16 protein-coding genes are annotated in these 15,735 nt (G+C 37.8%); 12 read left to right on the forward strand and 4 right to left on the reverse strand.

Going from position 1 to position 15,735, the window contains the following annotated elements; translation table 11 throughout:
- Window positions 1-15 precede the first annotated feature (15 nt).
- Window positions 16-1,173, forward strand: coding sequence for a winged helix-turn-helix domain-containing protein (locus KTI78_RS10665; RefSeq protein WP_262446079.1), 1,158 nt, complete (start codon window positions 16-18; stop codon window positions 1,171-1,173).
- A gap of 41 nt (window positions 1,174-1,214) precedes the next feature.
- On the opposite strand, the gene KTI78_RS10670 is transcribed toward KTI78_RS10665, so the two are convergent.
- The gene (locus KTI78_RS10670) at window positions 1,215-1,670 is read right to left on the reverse strand and encodes a GNAT family N-acetyltransferase (RefSeq protein ID WP_262446080.1); all 456 of its coding nucleotides are present in this window, start codon (window positions 1,668-1,670) and stop codon (window positions 1,215-1,217) included.
- Between the two features lie 111 nt (window positions 1,671-1,781).
- Here KTI78_RS10670 and KTI78_RS10675 point away from each other — a divergent pair, with 111 nt between their 5' ends.
- On the forward strand, window positions 1,782-3,260 hold the full coding sequence (locus KTI78_RS10675; protein ID WP_262446081.1) for a PLP-dependent aminotransferase family protein: 1,479 nt from the start codon (window positions 1,782-1,784) through the stop codon (window positions 3,258-3,260).
- A 276-nt stretch (window positions 3,261-3,536) separates the two neighbouring features.
- Here KTI78_RS10675 and KTI78_RS10680 read toward each other — a convergent pair whose 3' ends face one another.
- Window positions 3,537-4,196: an epoxyqueuosine reductase QueH gene (locus KTI78_RS10680; RefSeq protein WP_016141448.1), complete on the reverse strand. Its 660-nt coding sequence runs from the start codon at window positions 4,194-4,196 to the stop codon at window positions 3,537-3,539.
- Window positions 4,197-4,650: 454 nt separating this feature from the next.
- Here KTI78_RS10680 and KTI78_RS10685 point away from each other — a divergent pair, with 454 nt between their 5' ends.
- The 4 genes from KTI78_RS10685 to KTI78_RS10700 all read left to right on the forward strand — a co-directional run bounded on the left by KTI78_RS10685 (window position 4,651) and on the right by KTI78_RS10700 (window position 7,688).
- Window positions 4,651-4,944: a hypothetical protein gene (locus KTI78_RS10685; RefSeq protein ID WP_057105736.1), complete on the forward strand. Its 294-nt coding sequence runs from the start codon at window positions 4,651-4,653 to the stop codon at window positions 4,942-4,944.
- Between the two features lie 205 nt (window positions 4,945-5,149).
- Window positions 5,150-5,614, forward strand: a complete 465-nt coding sequence (gene soxR / locus KTI78_RS10690) for a redox-sensitive transcriptional activator SoxR (protein ID WP_262446082.1) — start codon at window positions 5,150-5,152, stop codon at window positions 5,612-5,614.
- A 161-nt stretch (window positions 5,615-5,775) separates the two neighbouring features.
- The gene (locus KTI78_RS10695; RefSeq protein WP_057074789.1) at window positions 5,776-6,210 is read left to right on the forward strand and encodes an I78 family peptidase inhibitor; all 435 of its coding nucleotides are present in this window, start codon (window positions 5,776-5,778) and stop codon (window positions 6,208-6,210) included.
- A gap of 542 nt (window positions 6,211-6,752) precedes the next feature.
- Window positions 6,753-7,688 carry a dihydrodipicolinate synthase family protein gene (locus tag KTI78_RS10700; RefSeq protein ID WP_000065199.1) on the forward strand — a complete coding sequence of 312 codons (936 nt, stop codon included), beginning with the start codon at window positions 6,753-6,755 and terminating at the stop codon, window positions 7,686-7,688.
- Window positions 7,689-7,739: 51 nt separating this feature from the next.
- Here the strand turns inward: KTI78_RS10700 and KTI78_RS10705 are convergent, their stop codons facing one another.
- Window positions 7,740-8,645, reverse strand: coding sequence for a DMT family transporter (locus KTI78_RS10705; protein WP_061875063.1), 906 nt, complete (start codon window positions 8,643-8,645; stop codon window positions 7,740-7,742).
- A gap of 422 nt (window positions 8,646-9,067) precedes the next feature.
- Here KTI78_RS10705 and KTI78_RS10710 point away from each other — a divergent pair, with 422 nt between their 5' ends.
- The 6 genes from KTI78_RS10710 to KTI78_RS10735 all read left to right on the forward strand — a co-directional run bounded on the left by KTI78_RS10710 (window position 9,068) and on the right by KTI78_RS10735 (window position 14,242).
- Window positions 9,068-9,751: a GntR family transcriptional regulator gene (locus KTI78_RS10710; RefSeq protein ID WP_000174668.1), complete on the forward strand. Its 684-nt coding sequence runs from the start codon at window positions 9,068-9,070 to the stop codon at window positions 9,749-9,751.
- A gap of 168 nt (window positions 9,752-9,919) precedes the next feature.
- Window positions 9,920-10,852 (forward strand): 4-hydroxyproline epimerase, encoded by a 933-nt coding sequence (locus KTI78_RS10715; protein ID WP_262446083.1) that lies wholly within the window; start codon window positions 9,920-9,922, stop codon window positions 10,850-10,852.
- The gene (locus KTI78_RS10720) at window positions 10,849-11,952 is read left to right on the forward strand and encodes an NAD(P)/FAD-dependent oxidoreductase (protein WP_262446084.1); all 1,104 of its coding nucleotides are present in this window, start codon (window positions 10,849-10,851) and stop codon (window positions 11,950-11,952) included. Before KTI78_RS10715 ends, KTI78_RS10720 begins: the two co-directional genes overlap by 4 nt.
- Window positions 11,953-12,183, forward strand: coding sequence for a (2Fe-2S)-binding protein (locus tag KTI78_RS10725; RefSeq protein WP_262446085.1), 231 nt, complete (start codon window positions 11,953-11,955; stop codon window positions 12,181-12,183). It abuts the gene before it with no gap.
- Window positions 12,183-13,445, forward strand: coding sequence for an FAD-dependent oxidoreductase (locus KTI78_RS10730; RefSeq protein ID WP_262446086.1), 1,263 nt, complete (start codon window positions 12,183-12,185; stop codon window positions 13,443-13,445). Before KTI78_RS10725 ends, KTI78_RS10730 begins: the two co-directional genes overlap by 1 nt.
- Window positions 13,446-13,489: 44 nt before the next feature.
- Window positions 13,490-14,242: an AraC family transcriptional regulator gene (locus KTI78_RS10735; protein WP_004793140.1), complete on the forward strand. Its 753-nt coding sequence runs from the start codon at window positions 13,490-13,492 to the stop codon at window positions 14,240-14,242.
- 66 nt (window positions 14,243-14,308) lie between these two features.
- Here the strand turns inward: KTI78_RS10735 and abaF are convergent, their stop codons facing one another.
- Window positions 14,309-15,598, reverse strand: coding sequence for a fosfomycin efflux MFS transporter AbaF (abaF, locus tag KTI78_RS10740; protein ID WP_031960312.1), 1,290 nt, complete (start codon window positions 15,596-15,598; stop codon window positions 14,309-14,311).
- Window positions 15,599-15,735 lie beyond the last annotated feature (137 nt).

Consider the following 15,735-nt stretch of genomic DNA (forward strand, 5'->3'; position numbering starts at 1 on the left):
CAATATTTGATTTTTATGACTTCTTCTTTGAAACAGCTTACTTTATTCAATCAAGGCCTAGGAAAAACTAGTCGATTTACCAAAGGTTTGGAAGGCACTTTACAGGCGATTGAGCATTTAGGATATGTGCAGATTGATACCATATCGGTTGTAGAGCGAGCTCATCACCATATATTGTGGAGCCGAGTGCCTGATTATGATCTAAGTCATCTCAATAGTTTGGTACGCGAGCGCCAGATTTTTGAATATTGGTATCATGCCGCATCTTATCTTCCTATAAAAGATTATCGCTATGCACTGCCTGCCATGATGTCTGTTAGGAAAGGGGAAAGCCGTTATTTTAATAGAGGCGATCAGCAGCTTATGAATGAAATTTTAGCGCGTGTTCGTGCTGAAGGTAAAATTCGATTAAGAGATATTGATAAGAATAATAAAAAGAGTTTAGGAAACTGGTGGAATACCGGACCAGGCCGCCGTGCGTTTGAGCAATTATATATGCAGGGTGACCTGATGATCTGTGAGCGTAACGGAATGGAAAAGGTCTATGATTTGACCGAGCGCTGCTTGCCTGAAAATATTGATTTAACTATGCCTACGCTTTATGAATATGCGCAGTATTTATTTAATAATACACTTCGAGCACATGGTGCATTTACATGGAAACAACTGGTTCATTTAAAGAAAAATGATTTAAAAGAAACTATGCGTGCCGTTCTGATGGAGCAGATTGACGCAGGTGTAGTATCGGCAATTAAGCTCGAGAATGGTCAAACGCTATATGTTGATGCCGCTGCAATAGAACAAAAGCTTAATACTGAGTTCGGTTTAAAAATACTTTCACCTTTTGATAACTCGCTTATTCATCGTGACCGTTTAACTTCTTTATTTGAGTTTGATTATCGGATTGAATGCTATGTGCCAGCAGCTAAACGGGTATATGGTTATTTTTGTTTGCCGATTCTATATCAAGATGAGTTAGTCGGCCGAGTAGATTGTAAAGCGCATCGTTCTATAAAAGAGTTAGAAGTAATTAGTCTACATCTAGAAAAAACAGTAAAAAATAAGGAAGTCTTCTTTTTCGAATTGGAGCAAGAGCTCAAGCGTTTTGCAGCGTTTAATCAATGCTCAACTATTAATGACAAAGTGATTAAGCTTATTTTTGCTAAGATTTAAACACCAAAAGCACTCCAGCTTTCGGTGTTTTTTTACTTTCTTTAGTTCAACGGCATACGATATTCAATAATCCCGGGTTTTTGGGCAATCCAATCGTAAAGCTTTTGGGCTGTGTGGTTGCTTTCTTGAGTATGCCAATATAAACGGTCACAGTTGTGTACAATTGCTTGCTTCTGCACATATTCAATAAGTTGCTTACCAATGTGTTGTCCACGAACTTCAGGTGAAACATAGAGGTCTTCTAAATAACAATAATTATTTTCTGCCCATGTTGAACGATGAATAACATAATGCACAATTCCCAAAACTTGCTCGCCTTGTTTGGCAACAGCACAATAAACGGGTTCATTTTCATCGAAAAAGCGTTCCCAAGTCACTTTTGTGACGTGAAGAGGTAAATTGACCTGATAAAAATTTTGATAGGCGAGCCAATATTTTTCCCATTGTAAATAGTCTTGCTGTTGAACAGGGATGATTTGAATATCTTGATTTTGCATAATAATTACACTCTATTTTAAAGTAATGGAAAATGGACAATTAGAGTGTAGTTTTGATAGTGGTATTTTTATAAGGTACACTTTTGATATTTTTTACAGTACCAGTTTGTTATGGCAGCTTCGATTTCGGCATCTTTCCCACATTTGATTTTGCCAAAAGGGCAGATTAAAGATGGGCTATATTCGGCTTTGCGTGATGCAATTTTAGATGGAAGGCTAACTGCTGGAACAAAATTACCCTCAAGTCGTGCCTTGGCAGAGATGATGTCAATTTCAAGAAATTCTGTATTGACGGCTCTTGAACGATTACTTGATGAGGGATATTTATTTACCAAACCAAGTTCGGGTACCTATGTTGCTGAGGTTGTGCCAGATCAGTTAATACATGTTCAAGAAAATTCAAAAAAAACGTCTAAAAATAATCATCAATCCTTAAATATTAATCCGAATCTTGAAGCTTTATTGGATTCATGGCGAGAGCAGTCGTGGTCAAGTCAAAAGAAAAAAATGTTCCATGTGGGGGTAGGTTGTGTTGACTTATTTCCTCATCAACTTTGGGGAAAGTTATTAAATCAAGCTTGGCGGCAGTCGTATTGTCAGCTTGGTCAATTTCACGACCCGCGTGGCTATTTGCCTCTACGTCAGGCTATTTGTGAATATGTTCGCTCCACCCGAGGGCTGAACTGCAAAGAAGAGCAAATTATTATCGTAAATGGGACGCAGCAAGCTATTCATTTAACGGCCTATGCTTTACTTCAAGCCAATGATGAGGTGTGTTTAGATGAACCAGGCTATGACGCTGCTTTTAACATTTTTCGAAGTTTTGGTGCACAGGTAAATTTAGTTGAAAGTGATGAAGAGGGAATGCTAGTCTCTGATATTATTCATCGTTATTCAAAAAGCAAACTGGTCTATACAGCACCTTCACATCAATTCCCTATAGGTGGAACCTTAAGTCTTGCCCGCCGTTTTTCGTTACTCGATTGGGCATCTCAACAAGGGAAATGGATTTTTGAAGATGACTATAATAGTGAGTTCCGCTATGGCACACATCCTATTCAAGCTCTACAAGGTTTAGATCAGCAGCAAAGAGTTATTTACTCTGGTACTTTTACCAAAATGATGTTTCCAGAATTTCGGTTAGGATTCATGGTTGTGCCTGAAGCATTGATCGAAACCTTTAGTGCAGCAAAATACTATACGGATGTTCGAAGTTCTTATTTAGAGCAAGTGGCTTTGTCTCAATTTATACAAAAAGGTCACTATGCGCGGCATGTGCGCAAAGTTCGAAAAGCTTGCTATGAGCGCCAACAAGCCTTGATTAAAACTATTGATGAGCATCTTTCAGATGTGCTTAGTGTTCAACCCACAGATTCAGGTATTCATGCAGTGTGCTGGTTAAAAGGTGAGAGGACAGAGCAAGAATTTATTGATCAATGTTCAGCTCTAAACTTGGCTGTTCAACCACTATCAAGATATTGTCAGATGCCAAACAAAAAGGCCGCGGTACTTTTTGGCTATGCGGCCCACACACCTAATGAAATTATTGAAAACATTAAAAAAATTGCACAATATTTACAAGAAAAATAATAGCCTAAGTTTTGTTATTTAGATAAATTTAATCATTTTTAAATGCTTAAATACGAATTTCTATGATGATCAATTGGTTATATGAAAATAGAGAGGTTATTAAAATTTTTAAAAATTAATTTTAATTAATATTATTTTAAGCTAGCACAATTAATCTAACTACATCAAAGCTTATTTAGTACACCTTTTGGCCACATTCTCCAGATGTGGCCGTTTTTTTATCAAAAATAAATATAGTTCCGAATAACTTAATTAATTCTTAAAGAGAAATAAAAATTAATCTTCTTCCATGGCATTACTATAAAACTTAACACCTAATTTAATTCGATCTCGACCATTACTCATACGCCAACGGTTGGTATCACGCAAAGAATATACACAGCCGCAATATTCCTGTTGGTAGAATTCCTCTCGCTTACTAATTTCAATCATTCGACTAGAGCCGCCATTTTTGCGCCAGTTATAATCCCAATATTGAATATCGGGATAATGAGATGCTGCCCGAATTCCGCAGTCATTAATTTGAGCCATATTCTTCCAACGAGAAATTCCTAGCGAACTACTGATGAGACTAAAGCCGTGTTCATGTGCGTAAAGGGCAGTTCGCTCGAAACGCATATCAAAACACATGGTACAACGAATGCCGCGTTCGGGTTCATCCTCCATACCTTTGGCTCGGGCAAACCAATTATCCGTGTCATAATCTGCATCGATAAATGGGATATTATGCTTTTCTGCAAAACGAATATTTTCTTCCTTACGGATTAGATATTCTTTTACTGGATGAATATTAGGATTATAAAAAAATATTGAAAATTTAATTCCAGAATCAATCAATGCTTCCATGACTTCTCCTGAACAAGGAGCACAACAAGAGTGAAGTAATAATTGATCATGTCCAGATGGGAGTTCTAATTTTAAACGTTGAGTTGCCATAATAAAAAATTAAATTGCAATTCTAATAATTATATATTCGGAGTTTATATTATGTGAACTGAATTATTTTCAATTAAAAGTGAAATTAATTTAATATTTAAAAATAATTTATTACTCCATTTAATATTAAGTTAAATATAATGAAATACGTATATTGTAAAGTATTAAGAATTAATTATATATCATATTTAATTTCTCTGTCTTTTATACTATATGACAATATAAAATATATAAGAATTTTATATTTATGAAAATAATAAACCTAAAATTTTATTTGGTAAGTGATTGATGTATCTAGATATAATTTGTAATTTTCATGGTTTTTATTTGTGATGTGCATCACAAAAAAACCTTATTTTTTCAATTAAAATATTTCTTTAGATTTGTAGCTTTAATAAATCTATACTATAAAATTCAATGTGTTTTTAAACTTAAGCGTGTGATAATTTGAGATATGAAAGATTGGCAATGTAAGTATTGTAATGGTTACATTATGGTTAATCATTCAAAGATCAGCGTAGGAGAAAAAGTTTACTTTTTGGTATATAAATTTGATGCAAAGAATGAACGAAAAAAATTATATAAAAAGGGAATCGTTGTTGCGCGTTACGATAATATACTTCACATTGAGTCACGTAAAAAAACTTATAAAATCGAACAAGCTAAGGTCTATCCTCTAGGAGCACCAATGCCTTTTGTTTACAACATGTTTTGGATTTGCGGATGCCCATGTACTCAACAAAATTAATTTCTTAAATTTAAATGTTAGCAACTCATTTTATAGACTTCACTGAATTAATAATCTCATCAAATTTATCTTCTCAGGTTTTATCGAAAAGTTAAGACCAACAAACTCGGAGAAATGGCTCTTATAGCATTCAAGTTGCTTGGTTTATTCATTTGACAAAACACAGAGGCTCTCTTATAAACCTCGAGTAAAGTTGAGGTCAATCATGATAAGTGAAAATAAAAAAGCTGACTCTAGTCGAGTGTTGACAGTGGGTGAAGTAGCAAAAAGGAGTGGAGTTCCTGTCTCGACTCTGCATTTTTATGAGGCGAAAGGGCTCATAAAAAGTCTAAGAACGAATGGTAATCAACGCCGTTTCCCATTAATCGTTTTAAGATATATTGCGATTATTAAAGTTGCTCAAAGAGTAGGGATTTCCTTAGATGAAATTAAAGCAGCTCTTAGTGCATATCCTATGGGAAGCAAATTAACAGCCAAACAGTGGAAAGAGTTATCAAGCCATTGGCGAAAAGATCTGGATGAGCGTATTCAAAAATTAACTAGACTCCGTGATGAAATGGACTGGTGTATTGGCTGTGGTTGCTTGTCACTAGAGCAATGCCCTTTAAGAAATCCTGAAGATGTTTTAGGACAAGAAGGTTCCGGAGCACGAATTTTAGAAAGACCTTAATTACAATATTTTAATAATTGTTTTTAAGACAGAATATTTTAAATTCCAATCAATTAAAGATCGGTTAATAAAATTGCTAAGAGAGTTTTTTATTGTAAACAAGACCCATGAAACATGAATTTTTTTGATATCTTTATTTTTTTATTAAGAAGCAAAAATTTATGAAAAAAATTATCTTTCTTGGTTTAGCGCTTGTTTCGTTAACGGCTTGTTCATCTGCACAACATAAAGATTCAACTCCACCAAAAATTGGTTCACCAAACCCAGCTAGTCAATATTGTGTTGAACAAGGCGGGAAATTAGAAATTAGAAATGAAGCAAATGGACAGGTTGGGTATTGTCATTTACCAAACGGTCAGGTCGTTGAAGAATGGAAATTATTCCGTGATAATCAAGCGAACTGTGTAGCAGAAGAAGCTCAAAAATTGGTAGGTCAATCTGGACTTACTGATGACCAAATTAAGCAAAAAACTCAATCGGAAATTGTGCGTAAAGTAGCTCCAGGTCAGCCTATGACTATGGATTATCGTACAAACCGAGTTACAGTGACTATTGATCCAGCAACTAAGAAAATTACTCAGGCAACCTGTGGTTAATTAAGCTTTGCTAAATTAAATCGTGAAATAAAAGTCTGCTGAAATGCAGGCTTTTTTATTAAGTAATAAAAAAAGCCTCTAGCGGACTAGAGGCAGAAAAACTTCAGATGCAAGAACAGGTGAATTATGCATCTGAGTTAAGTAGGTTGTATCAAACCATGTAAAGCACTTTACCAGTAAAAATGAATAAAAATAGAGAGGTGCGACTAATGGCTAATGTTCTGTGGTCGTTTATTGAGCGCCTAGAAGCTCGGATTTAATTTCTCTTCTCAGCACTAATTTTTAAATTTTTTGAATTCTATTTTTAAAAAAATATAAGGAAAAATTAATTTTTTAATCACTTAACAATATTAATATTTGATTTATATAGTTTTTTACTTGGTTAAAGAATTTAGAGAGAAAGACTATTTTTTTTGTTGTATATCGTATACGATATATGAAGAATGATTAAACAGCTATTAATCCCATTCCATAACTTTTGAGATGGATTAACTCGAAAGTACGACTACCCAGAATTTTATTTATATTACTGAGGAATAATTATGAGTAATATCTTCACAGGATGTATCCCGGCGCTAATGACACCATGTACTCCTAACCGTGAGCCAGATTTTGACGCGCTTGTGAAAAAAGGGCATGAGCTGATTGAAGCGGGCATGAGTGCGGTAGTGTATTGTGGTTCTATGGGTGATTGGCCTTTATTAACCGAAGCTCAACGTCAAGAAGGGGTGGCACGACTTGTTGCTGCTGGCATTCCTACAATTGTTGGTACTGGTGCAGTTAATTCAAAAGAAGCAGTTTCTCATGCAGCTCATGCAGAAAAAGTAGGTGCACAAGGGCTTATGGTTATTCCACGTGTATTATCACGTGGAGCCTCACCAACTGCACAAAAAGCTCACTTTTCTGCAATTTTAAAAGCAGCACCAAGCTTACCTGCGGTGATTTACAATAGTCCGTATTATGGATTTGCGACTCGTGCAGATTTATTTTTTGAATTACGCCGTGAGTTTCCGAACTTAATTGGTTTTAAAGAATTTGGCGGTGCTGCCGATATGCGTTATGCAGCTGAGTTCATTACTTCACAAGATGATTCAGTAACCTTAATGGCAGGTGTAGATACTCAAGTTTTCCATGGCTTCGTGAACTGTAACGCAACTGGTGCGATTACTGGGATTGGTAATGCTTTACCTAAAGAAGTTTTACAGTTGGTTGACCTTAGTAAGAAAGCCGCAGCAGGTGATGCAAAAGCCCGTCGTTTAGCACAAGAGTTATCAAGCGCATTAGAAGTTTTATCTTCTTTTGACGAAGGAACAGATCTTGTTCTGTACTATAAATATTTAATGGTACTTAACGGTGATAAAGAATATACCTTACACTTCAATGAGACTGATGCATTGAGTGAATCACAACGTAAATACGTTGAAACTCAGTATGAACTATTCCGTACTTGGTATCGTAACTGGTCAGCTGAAATCTAAGAAAATACTTTTAAAAAAGAGGCTAATGATTGAGCCTCTTTTTTATATCTATTATTTTTTAGTGAGAACAATAACGCAGAGAAAAATTAGAATTAAACCCAAATAGCTATGCATTGTTAAACTTTCGCCTACTACAACAACTGCCAATAAAGCTGCAACAGGAATTTCGACCAAAGCTAACGTCATGGCCTGACTGGCTGGAATTCGTTTTAAACCAAAGCTAAAAAATAAATAGCCCAAAAACATAGGAACAATTGGAATATAGATCGCAACCCAGACGTTAGTTGGATAATCAAAAAGGTTTTGTGCAGTAATCAACAATGTAGGTAATAACAGAACTGCGGAGATACCAAAAATCACTCCCATGGCAGCTCTTGAGTCGACATCTTGGCGAATGAGGTTTCTCATTATCCAAGAGTATGTTGCATAGCTCAGGCTAGAAAGTAAGCCAAAAAACACCCCTAAAATACGATCAGATTGCACGACTTGATGCTGCGCATGATCTCCTGCATAAGAGAGTAAAATAATACCTAAAAAACCGAGAATAAAACTGATGAGCCATTTCAAAGAAAGTTTTCGTTTATCTAAAATCCATTCTAAAAGGACTGAAAACAAAGGTGCACAACCAATAGAAATTACGGTGCCGATCGATACGCCGGCTAAAGAGACAGATGAGTAAAATGCAAATGGACAAAGTATTGAAACAACAACGGCAATAAAGATTTGGGACTTATAGTTAAATAGTTTTTGGTAATTATTTTTAATGGCTTTTAAGCTTAAAAACGTATGAATTAATCCACCGAAGCCCACAGAAATGGTAGCAATTACAAGTGGACTAATGCCTTTTGCAAAAGATGCCGCTGTACCTGCTGTACCCCATAGAAAAGCAGCAAATAGTACAGATAAGAAACCCGTATAATAATTTAGCGAAAATTTTGCTTCTGTTGGCGTACTCATATGAAGTGACTCAAACTTTAAAAGTTTTATGCAGCATGATTTTTACAAGACAAAAAAATTTATCTTGCAGGGAATAACTCAGCTCAATGGATAGGAATTTTTTGACAGTTACCTGTCAAGAGAACAGGGTAGTATGCGGGTATTTATTATGATTTGCTTGGTTAAATGCAATAAAATGATGACGATTTCAGCATAGTCTAATAATAGTTTTGTGAATTAAATTGTATAAAGTATACTTTAACTATGAGTGCAGTTAAAAATTATTAGCTTAAATGGATAAAGAAAATAAATTTTAGCAGCATTGAAATAAAGGTAAGCCGTGCCGGAAAAAGTGCTTGAAAAGCAATGATTTCATTATGGTGGATGAATAAAAATGATCATCCTTTTAATTTGTGTCATATTTTGAGGTTAAGAGAATATTCGTGACGCTACCATCTTTTAATGTATCAAATCTTGGTGCAATGCCTTCGGTATCTGAAGTTATTGTCAAATATATTAGAGAAGCAATTATTGCAGGGCATATTGCTGAAGGTGAGCCTATTCGTCAGGATGAAATTGCCAAACTATTCAATGTCAGCAAAATTCCGGTACGTGAAGCTTTAAAACAACTTGAAGCCGAAGGCTTAGTTGAGTTTATAAAAAATCGCGGTGCAATTGTGACCCGCATTTCTGAAGAAGAATTAGCACAAATTTTTGAAGTACGAGTGATGTTGGAAACGAAGTTGATTCAACTTGCCGTACCGAATATGACGGAAGAAACTTATAAAAAGGCAGATGAAATTTGTAATGCCTTTATTGATAACATGGATATTGGAAGCTGGACCACATTAAATTGGCAGTTACATGCATGCCTCTATGAACCAGCACAGCGGCCTTATATGCTTGGACTAATTCGTTCAATTTACGATAAAATTGAGCGCTATTTAAGATTGCAGATGAATGTTTCCGAAGGTAAATCGCGTGCAAATGATGAGCACAAAGAAATTGTGAAAGCCTGTAAAGCCAAGGATGTTGATTTGGCGGTTAAGTTAATTGAAGAGCATATTAATGGTGTTTGCCAATCACTTTATGAACATCTACCTCACCATAAAAATGTGAAAAAATAAGCGCTGCGTTCTTTGTCATTTCAATTAGGCCAATGGCCTAATTTTTTTGTCTTTATTTTAGATGAAGCAAGTTTTCACTATGCTGATTTCGTCATGGATTTATAAGAAAACGATCAAGCTTGCTGTTTTGAGATCAGTCATCCTAGAAAAAAATGTAAGGATACTTCAATGAAAACAGTAAAAATTTTGGATTCTCATACTGGTGGTGAACCAACACGCTTAGTACTTGAAGGCTTTCCTGATTTAGGCAAAGGAGACATGGAAAGCCGCCGAAAAATATTATCAGAACAATATGACCATTTCCGTAGAGCAACCATGTTAGAGCCGCGCGGTAATGATGTTCTGGTTGGAGCATTATTGTGTAAACCAGTGAATCCCGAAGCGAGTGCGGGTGTTATTTTCTTTAATAACACGGGCTACTTAGGCATGTGTGGTCATGGCACGATTGGTTTAGTGGCTTCGTTAGCACACTTGGGAAAAATACAGGTAGGCACGCATTTAATTGAAACTCCAGTAGGTGATGTTGAAGCGACGCTTCATGAAGATCATTCGGTTAGTGTGCGAAATGTGCCTGCATATCGTTATAAAAAAGCAGTCGAAGTTGACGTTGAAAAATATGGAAAAGTTACTGGTGATATTGCATGGGGTGGTAACTGGTTCTTCTTGATTAATGATCATGGTCAACGTGTTGCAAGTGATAATTTGGATCAACTTACTGAATATGCGTGGACGGTTAGACAAGCCCTTACGGCACAAGGAATAACCGGTAAAGATGGGCAAGAAATTGACCATATTGAGTTATTTGCAAGTGACACTGATGCAGACAGTAAAAATTTCGTACTGTGCCCTGGTAAGGCCTATGACCGTTCACCTTGTGGAACTGGAACGAGTGCGAAAATTGCTTGCTTGGCCGCAGATGGCAAACTTGAGCCAGGAAAGTTATGGAAACAAGCCAGCATTATCGGTAGCCAATTTATTGCCTCATATGAGCAAGCAGGGGAATATGTGATTCCAACCATTCGTGGTGAAGCTTACATGAGTGCCGAAGCAACTTTATTTATGGATGAAAATGACCCATTTGCTTGGGGTATTCAGCTATGAGAACCGATGCCATCGTCATTGGGGCAGGCATTGTAGGTGCCGCATGTGCTTATGAGTTAGCTCGGCAAGGCTTAAATGTGCAAGTTTTAGATGCTCATATCGGTGGGGCAACAGCCGCGGGTATGGGGCATTTGGTCATTATGGATGACTTGGAAGCCGAATTAAAACTTAGTCATTGGTCAGTTCAGCTATGGCATGAATTAGGGCATGAGCTTTCGGAAGAATGTGCCTATCGCCAAATGCCAACTTTATGGCTGGCAAGTAGCCCGGAAGAAATGCAGATTGCTGAGGAAAAATATCAACGTCTCACTGCACAAGGCGTCCGTTGCCAACTTCGAAATGCAGATGAAATCGGTCAGCTTGAACCTCACTTAAAGCAGGGTCTTTATGGTGGTTTAGAAGTTTTTGATGATGGAATTTTATATGCACCCTGTGCCGCTGAATGGTTATTAAAAAAATTTCCCCACAAGGTTCAGGTTCAACAAGCTAAAGTTATTCATATTGAAGAAAATCGGGTTCAGTTAAGTGATGGAACATGGCTAGAAGCTGAGCATATCGTTTTGGCTAACGGTATTCATGCGACAGATTTTTTTCCAGAGCTACCGATTGAACCTAAAAAAGGTCATTTGGCTATTACCGATCGTTACCCTGATTTAAATGTAAAACATACGTTGGTGGCTTTGGCTTATGCGGCCAGCACTCAAGCGACAAGTGGAATTTCAGTGGCTTGCAATATTCAGCCTAGACCGACAGGCCAGCTTTTTATTGGGTCATCTCGTCAGTTTAATACGGTTGATCCGAGTGTAGAGCCGGAAGTCTTTACTCGGGTGCTTAAAGAAGCTGCGGATTATTTTCCAGCTTTGGCTGATCTTAATGTTATTCGAGCATGGACTGGCTTTCGTGCAGCCACACCAGATGGTATTCCGATAATTGGACGACATCCTGCATTTCAATCGGTTTATTTAGCGGTAGGACATGAAGGATTAGGTGTAACCACAGCAACAGGTACAGCAAGACTTATTGCCTCACACGTATGTGGATTAACTTTTGATATAGATCCAGAACCTTTTTTACCTCATCGCTTTATAGGAGCTGCATAGATGATTCAGCTTTTTATTAACGGCCAATCGGTTTCTGTGATTGAGGGCACCAGTGTTGCTGCTGCTTTAGCACAAGCGAAGTCTTATAGCCGTTTGTCTGTCTGTGGGCAAAAACGCACTCCATTTTGTGGAATGGGAGTTTGTCAGGAATGTCGTGTCAATATTAATGGACTTAGAGTGCTTGCTTGTCAGACGCTGTGCCAGCAAGACATGAAGGTGGAAACACAATAATGGAAAAACAATACGATGTAGTGGTTGCCGGTGCTGGACCTGCGGGGTTGTCAGCTGCTATTGCAGCTGCCGAGAGTGGCGGGCGAATTTTAATATTAGATAATAACCCACAGGCGGGTGGTCAAATCTGGCGCGCTGGACCGATTTTTCCTGTACCTGAAATGGCGCAGCAAAAATATCAACAAATCAAGGCTTATCCTAATATTGAATTTATGTTTGGTGCCAAGATTGTCGCTGCACCTTTTGTAGGTCAATTACTCGTTGAGCGACCTCATGACAGCCTAAACTTGTCTTATCGTCAGCTTATATTGTGTACGGGAGCAAGAGAACTGTTTTTGCCTTTTCCTGGTTGGACCTTACCTGGTGTAACAGGGGCAGGTGGTTTGCAAGCTTTAATTAAGGCAGGCATACCAGTCAAAAATGAACGTGTTGTGATTGCGGGTTCCGGACCATTACTTTTAGCAAGTGCGGACACAGCAAAAAAAGCAGAGGCTCAGGTTCTCTATGTTGCCGAACAGGCAGCTTCATCTTCTGTTCGTAAATTTGCATTACAACTTTGGCGCTGGCCTGCGAAAATAATACAGGCGTTATCTTTACCTCATCGTTTATATCAACCTGACAGTTATGTGGTTGAAGCGATTGGTCAGGAACGTCTTGAACGAGTAAAACTAAAAACGCCAAAAGGAATCATTGAAATTGAGTGTGATCGACTCGCGTGCGGGTTTGGTTTAGTGCCGAATACTCAATTAGGCCAGTTAATGGGTTGTCAAATTAAGGACAATGCGATTGCGGTCGATGACTATCAACGTACATCACAGCCGCAGGTTTGGGCAGCAGGTGAGTGTACAGGTTTTGGCGGAAGTGAGCTGGCGATAGTGGAAGGTAGCATCGCAGGTTATGCTGCTATAGGTCAAAATGAAAAAGCTAGACAATTATTTGCTCAAAGACAACGGTATCGTTTATTTGCACATCTTCTTGAGAAAAGCTTCAAATTACGGACTGAGTTAAAAACGCTTGCGCGTCCAGACACTATTTTTTGTCGATGTGAAGATGTAACTTTTGATAAAGTTGCCGTGCGTAGTGGTTGGATTGATGCAAAATTACATACACGTTGTGGAATGGGAGCATGTCAGGGAAGTACATGTGCAACAGCAGCGGCTTGTATGTTTGATTGGCAGTTGCCTAACTCTCGGCCCCCATTACTTCCTACTCGTGTAAAAAGCCTAATGGCGATGTCTACTTCTCCTTTAAATCAAAAATGAAATGTTCTAGAGTAGACAAGTTATAACTTTGTCCGCTCTAGCTCATGACTTTGGTTCAAATTCCGAAACTAACCACAACTTTGGAAGATTTCTTAAAAAATCTGGAAAGTATAGAACCATTATTTGATGCTTTGTCTTCGGTGGTATTTTTCATCAAAAATACTGAAGCGCGTTATGTGTTCGTCAACCAAACATTAGTAAATCGTTGCGGTCTAAAAGATAAATCTGCTTTGATTGGGAAAACTTCAGAAGAGGTTTTTCCTCATTCCCTCGGAAAAATATATACATCGCAAGATTTACAAGTCATTCGCCGTGGTAAAAAGTTAACAGAGCAATTAGAGCTGCATTTATATGCAAAGAACCAGTCGGGTTGGTGTTTGACTTATAAAGAGCCTTTATTTGATGCGGATGGAAAGTTAGTAGGAATAGCAGGTATTTCTAATGATTTAAATGTGCCTGAAAATACACATCCTGCTTTTTACAAAATGGTTCAGGTTGAGGACTATATTAAAAAGAATTATGCCGAAACCATTACATTGGCGCATTTGACTGCAATTGCAGGTGTATCTGTGGCTCAGTTAGAACGGTATTGCAAAAAAATATACCATTTAACGCCTCGACAAATGATTAGCAAAATTCGTCTTCAAGTCGCCACTGAACTATTGGCGACAGATTTACCAATCACTCAAATTGGTTTGCGCTGTGGTTATACCGACCACAGTGCTTTTTGTCGTCAGTTTAAGCTGCACACAGGCATGTCACCTACCTTGTATCGCGCTTCTACCAAAAATATTTAGATAAAAAAAGGGGTTGTATAGAACAACCCAAAATGATTATTAAGTGCTTAATTTATATCTTCAAGACTAATCTTTAAAAGCCAATGACCGGCCTTTGGTTTCTTTCACAAGCAAAATCGAGACAATAGAGATCAAACTTGCGGCAACCAAATATAAAGAAATCGGAATCGAGCTATTAAACTCTTTGAGTAATGTTAGGGCAATTAATGGAGCAAGCGAACCTGCCATAATTGGCGCGACTTGATAACAAAATGAAAGCGCCGTATAGCGGATGTGAGTTGGAAATAACTCGGTCATTAACGCAGAGTAAGGCGAGTAGGTCATGGACTCAATAAATAAACCGAGCACAATTGCTAACATAATGAGCCAGTCATTGCCTGTATCCATTAAAGGAAAGCCGACAAATCCCCAAAAAGCAGTAAGTACAGCCCCAATAAGGTAAATAGGTTTGCGGCCAAATATATCGCTTAAATGTCCCATAAAAGGAATAATAAAGAAATGGATCAGATGAGCGCCGAACATGAGCAGTAAAATTTGTGAAGTATCTTTATGAACGACTAACTTTAAATAACTGATCGAAAAAGTAACCACCATATAGTACAAAATGTTTTCTGCGAATCTGGCACCGATACCCGCAATAACAGATTTCTTATGATATTTTAAAACCTCAATAATCCCGAGCTGTTGCTTTTCAAGAAGCTGTTGTTTGGCCTGTGCTTCTTTAAATACTTCGGCATCGTCTACATTTTTTCGAATCCATAAACCAATCAGTACAACGACTGCTGAGAACCAGAATGCACAGCGCCATCCCCAATCTAGGAATTGTTCGGGTGAGAGGTTTTTTGAAAGTAACAATAAAACCAGTGTTGCCACTAAATTCCCGAGCGGTACGCCAGTTTGTGGCCAGCTTGCCCAATAACCTCTGCGATCATCTGGACTGTGCTCTGAAACCAAAATAACTGCGCCGCCCCATTCGCCACCAAAAGCAAAGCCTTGAATTAGACGTAGCATGACCAAAAGTGTAGGTGCCCAATAGCCAATTTGATGAAAGGTCGGAATACAGCCCATTAAAAAAGTAGTGATACCGACAATAATCAGGCTAATTTGCAATAATTTCTTACGACCAATTTTATCGCCGTAATGGCCAAACACGAGGCCGCCAATAGGTCGTGCTAAAAAGCCAACAGCATACAGGGCAAAGGCCGCCAAAATACCATCTATAGCATTGCCCGTTTGTTGAAAGAAAAGTTCGCCAAAGACAAGGGCAGAAGCAGTTCCATATAGGAAAAATTCATACCATTCAGCTACGGAGCCGACCATAGAGGCCGCTACGACCTTTTTTAATGTTGTCGTCATATACCAATATCCTTATTTAAAAATATGTTACGCATTGATTTAATGGAGCATCTTGCTATTCATTTTTTGCACTTTTTTATTTAAATAATGTGCGATTACGCTGGAGGTTTTGAACTAAAAAAAGGAGTCCATCCTTT

It is taken from the genome of Acinetobacter sp. WU_MDCI_Abxe161 (assembly GCF_025514355.1).
In the GTDB taxonomy this organism is placed as follows: Bacteria; Pseudomonadota; Gammaproteobacteria; order Pseudomonadales; family Moraxellaceae; genus Acinetobacter; species Acinetobacter pittii_E.

Excerpts from the sequence above, each read along its gene's own strand:
- KTI78_RS10680 (WP_016141448.1), bottom strand. The coding sequence starts at position 4,196 with ATGGCAACTCAACGTTTAAAATTAGAACTCCCATCTGGACATGATCAA.
- abaF (WP_031960312.1), bottom strand. The coding sequence starts at position 15,598 with ATGACGACAACATTAAAAAAGGTCGTAGCGGCCTCTATGGTCGGCTCC.
- KTI78_RS10735 (WP_004793140.1), top strand. The coding sequence starts at position 13,490 with ATGACTTTGGTTCAAATTCCGAAACTAACCACAACTTTGGAAGATTTC.
- KTI78_RS10705 (WP_061875063.1), bottom strand. The coding sequence starts at position 8,645 with ATGAGTACGCCAACAGAAGCAAAATTTTCGCTAAATTATTATACGGGT.
- KTI78_RS10720 (WP_262446084.1), top strand. The coding sequence starts at position 10,849 with ATGAGAACCGATGCCATCGTCATTGGGGCAGGCATTGTAGGTGCCGCA.
- KTI78_RS10685 (WP_057105736.1), top strand. The coding sequence starts at position 4,651 with ATGAAAGATTGGCAATGTAAGTATTGTAATGGTTACATTATGGTTAAT.
- KTI78_RS10675 (WP_262446081.1), top strand. The coding sequence starts at position 1,782 with ATGGCAGCTTCGATTTCGGCATCTTTCCCACATTTGATTTTGCCAAAA.
- KTI78_RS10715 (WP_262446083.1), top strand. The coding sequence starts at position 9,920 with ATGAAAACAGTAAAAATTTTGGATTCTCATACTGGTGGTGAACCAACA.
- KTI78_RS10700 (WP_000065199.1), top strand. The coding sequence starts at position 6,753 with ATGAGTAATATCTTCACAGGATGTATCCCGGCGCTAATGACACCATGT.
- KTI78_RS10725 (WP_262446085.1), top strand. The coding sequence starts at position 11,953 with ATGATTCAGCTTTTTATTAACGGCCAATCGGTTTCTGTGATTGAGGGC.
- KTI78_RS10665 (WP_262446079.1), top strand. The coding sequence starts at position 16 with ATGACTTCTTCTTTGAAACAGCTTACTTTATTCAATCAAGGCCTAGGA.
- KTI78_RS10670 (WP_262446080.1), bottom strand. The coding sequence starts at position 1,670 with ATGCAAAATCAAGATATTCAAATCATCCCTGTTCAACAGCAAGACTAT.
- soxR (WP_262446082.1), top strand. The coding sequence starts at position 5,150 with ATGATAAGTGAAAATAAAAAAGCTGACTCTAGTCGAGTGTTGACAGTG.
- KTI78_RS10695 (WP_057074789.1), top strand. The coding sequence starts at position 5,776 with ATGAAAAAAATTATCTTTCTTGGTTTAGCGCTTGTTTCGTTAACGGCT.
- KTI78_RS10730 (WP_262446086.1), top strand. The coding sequence starts at position 12,183 with ATGGAAAAACAATACGATGTAGTGGTTGCCGGTGCTGGACCTGCGGGG.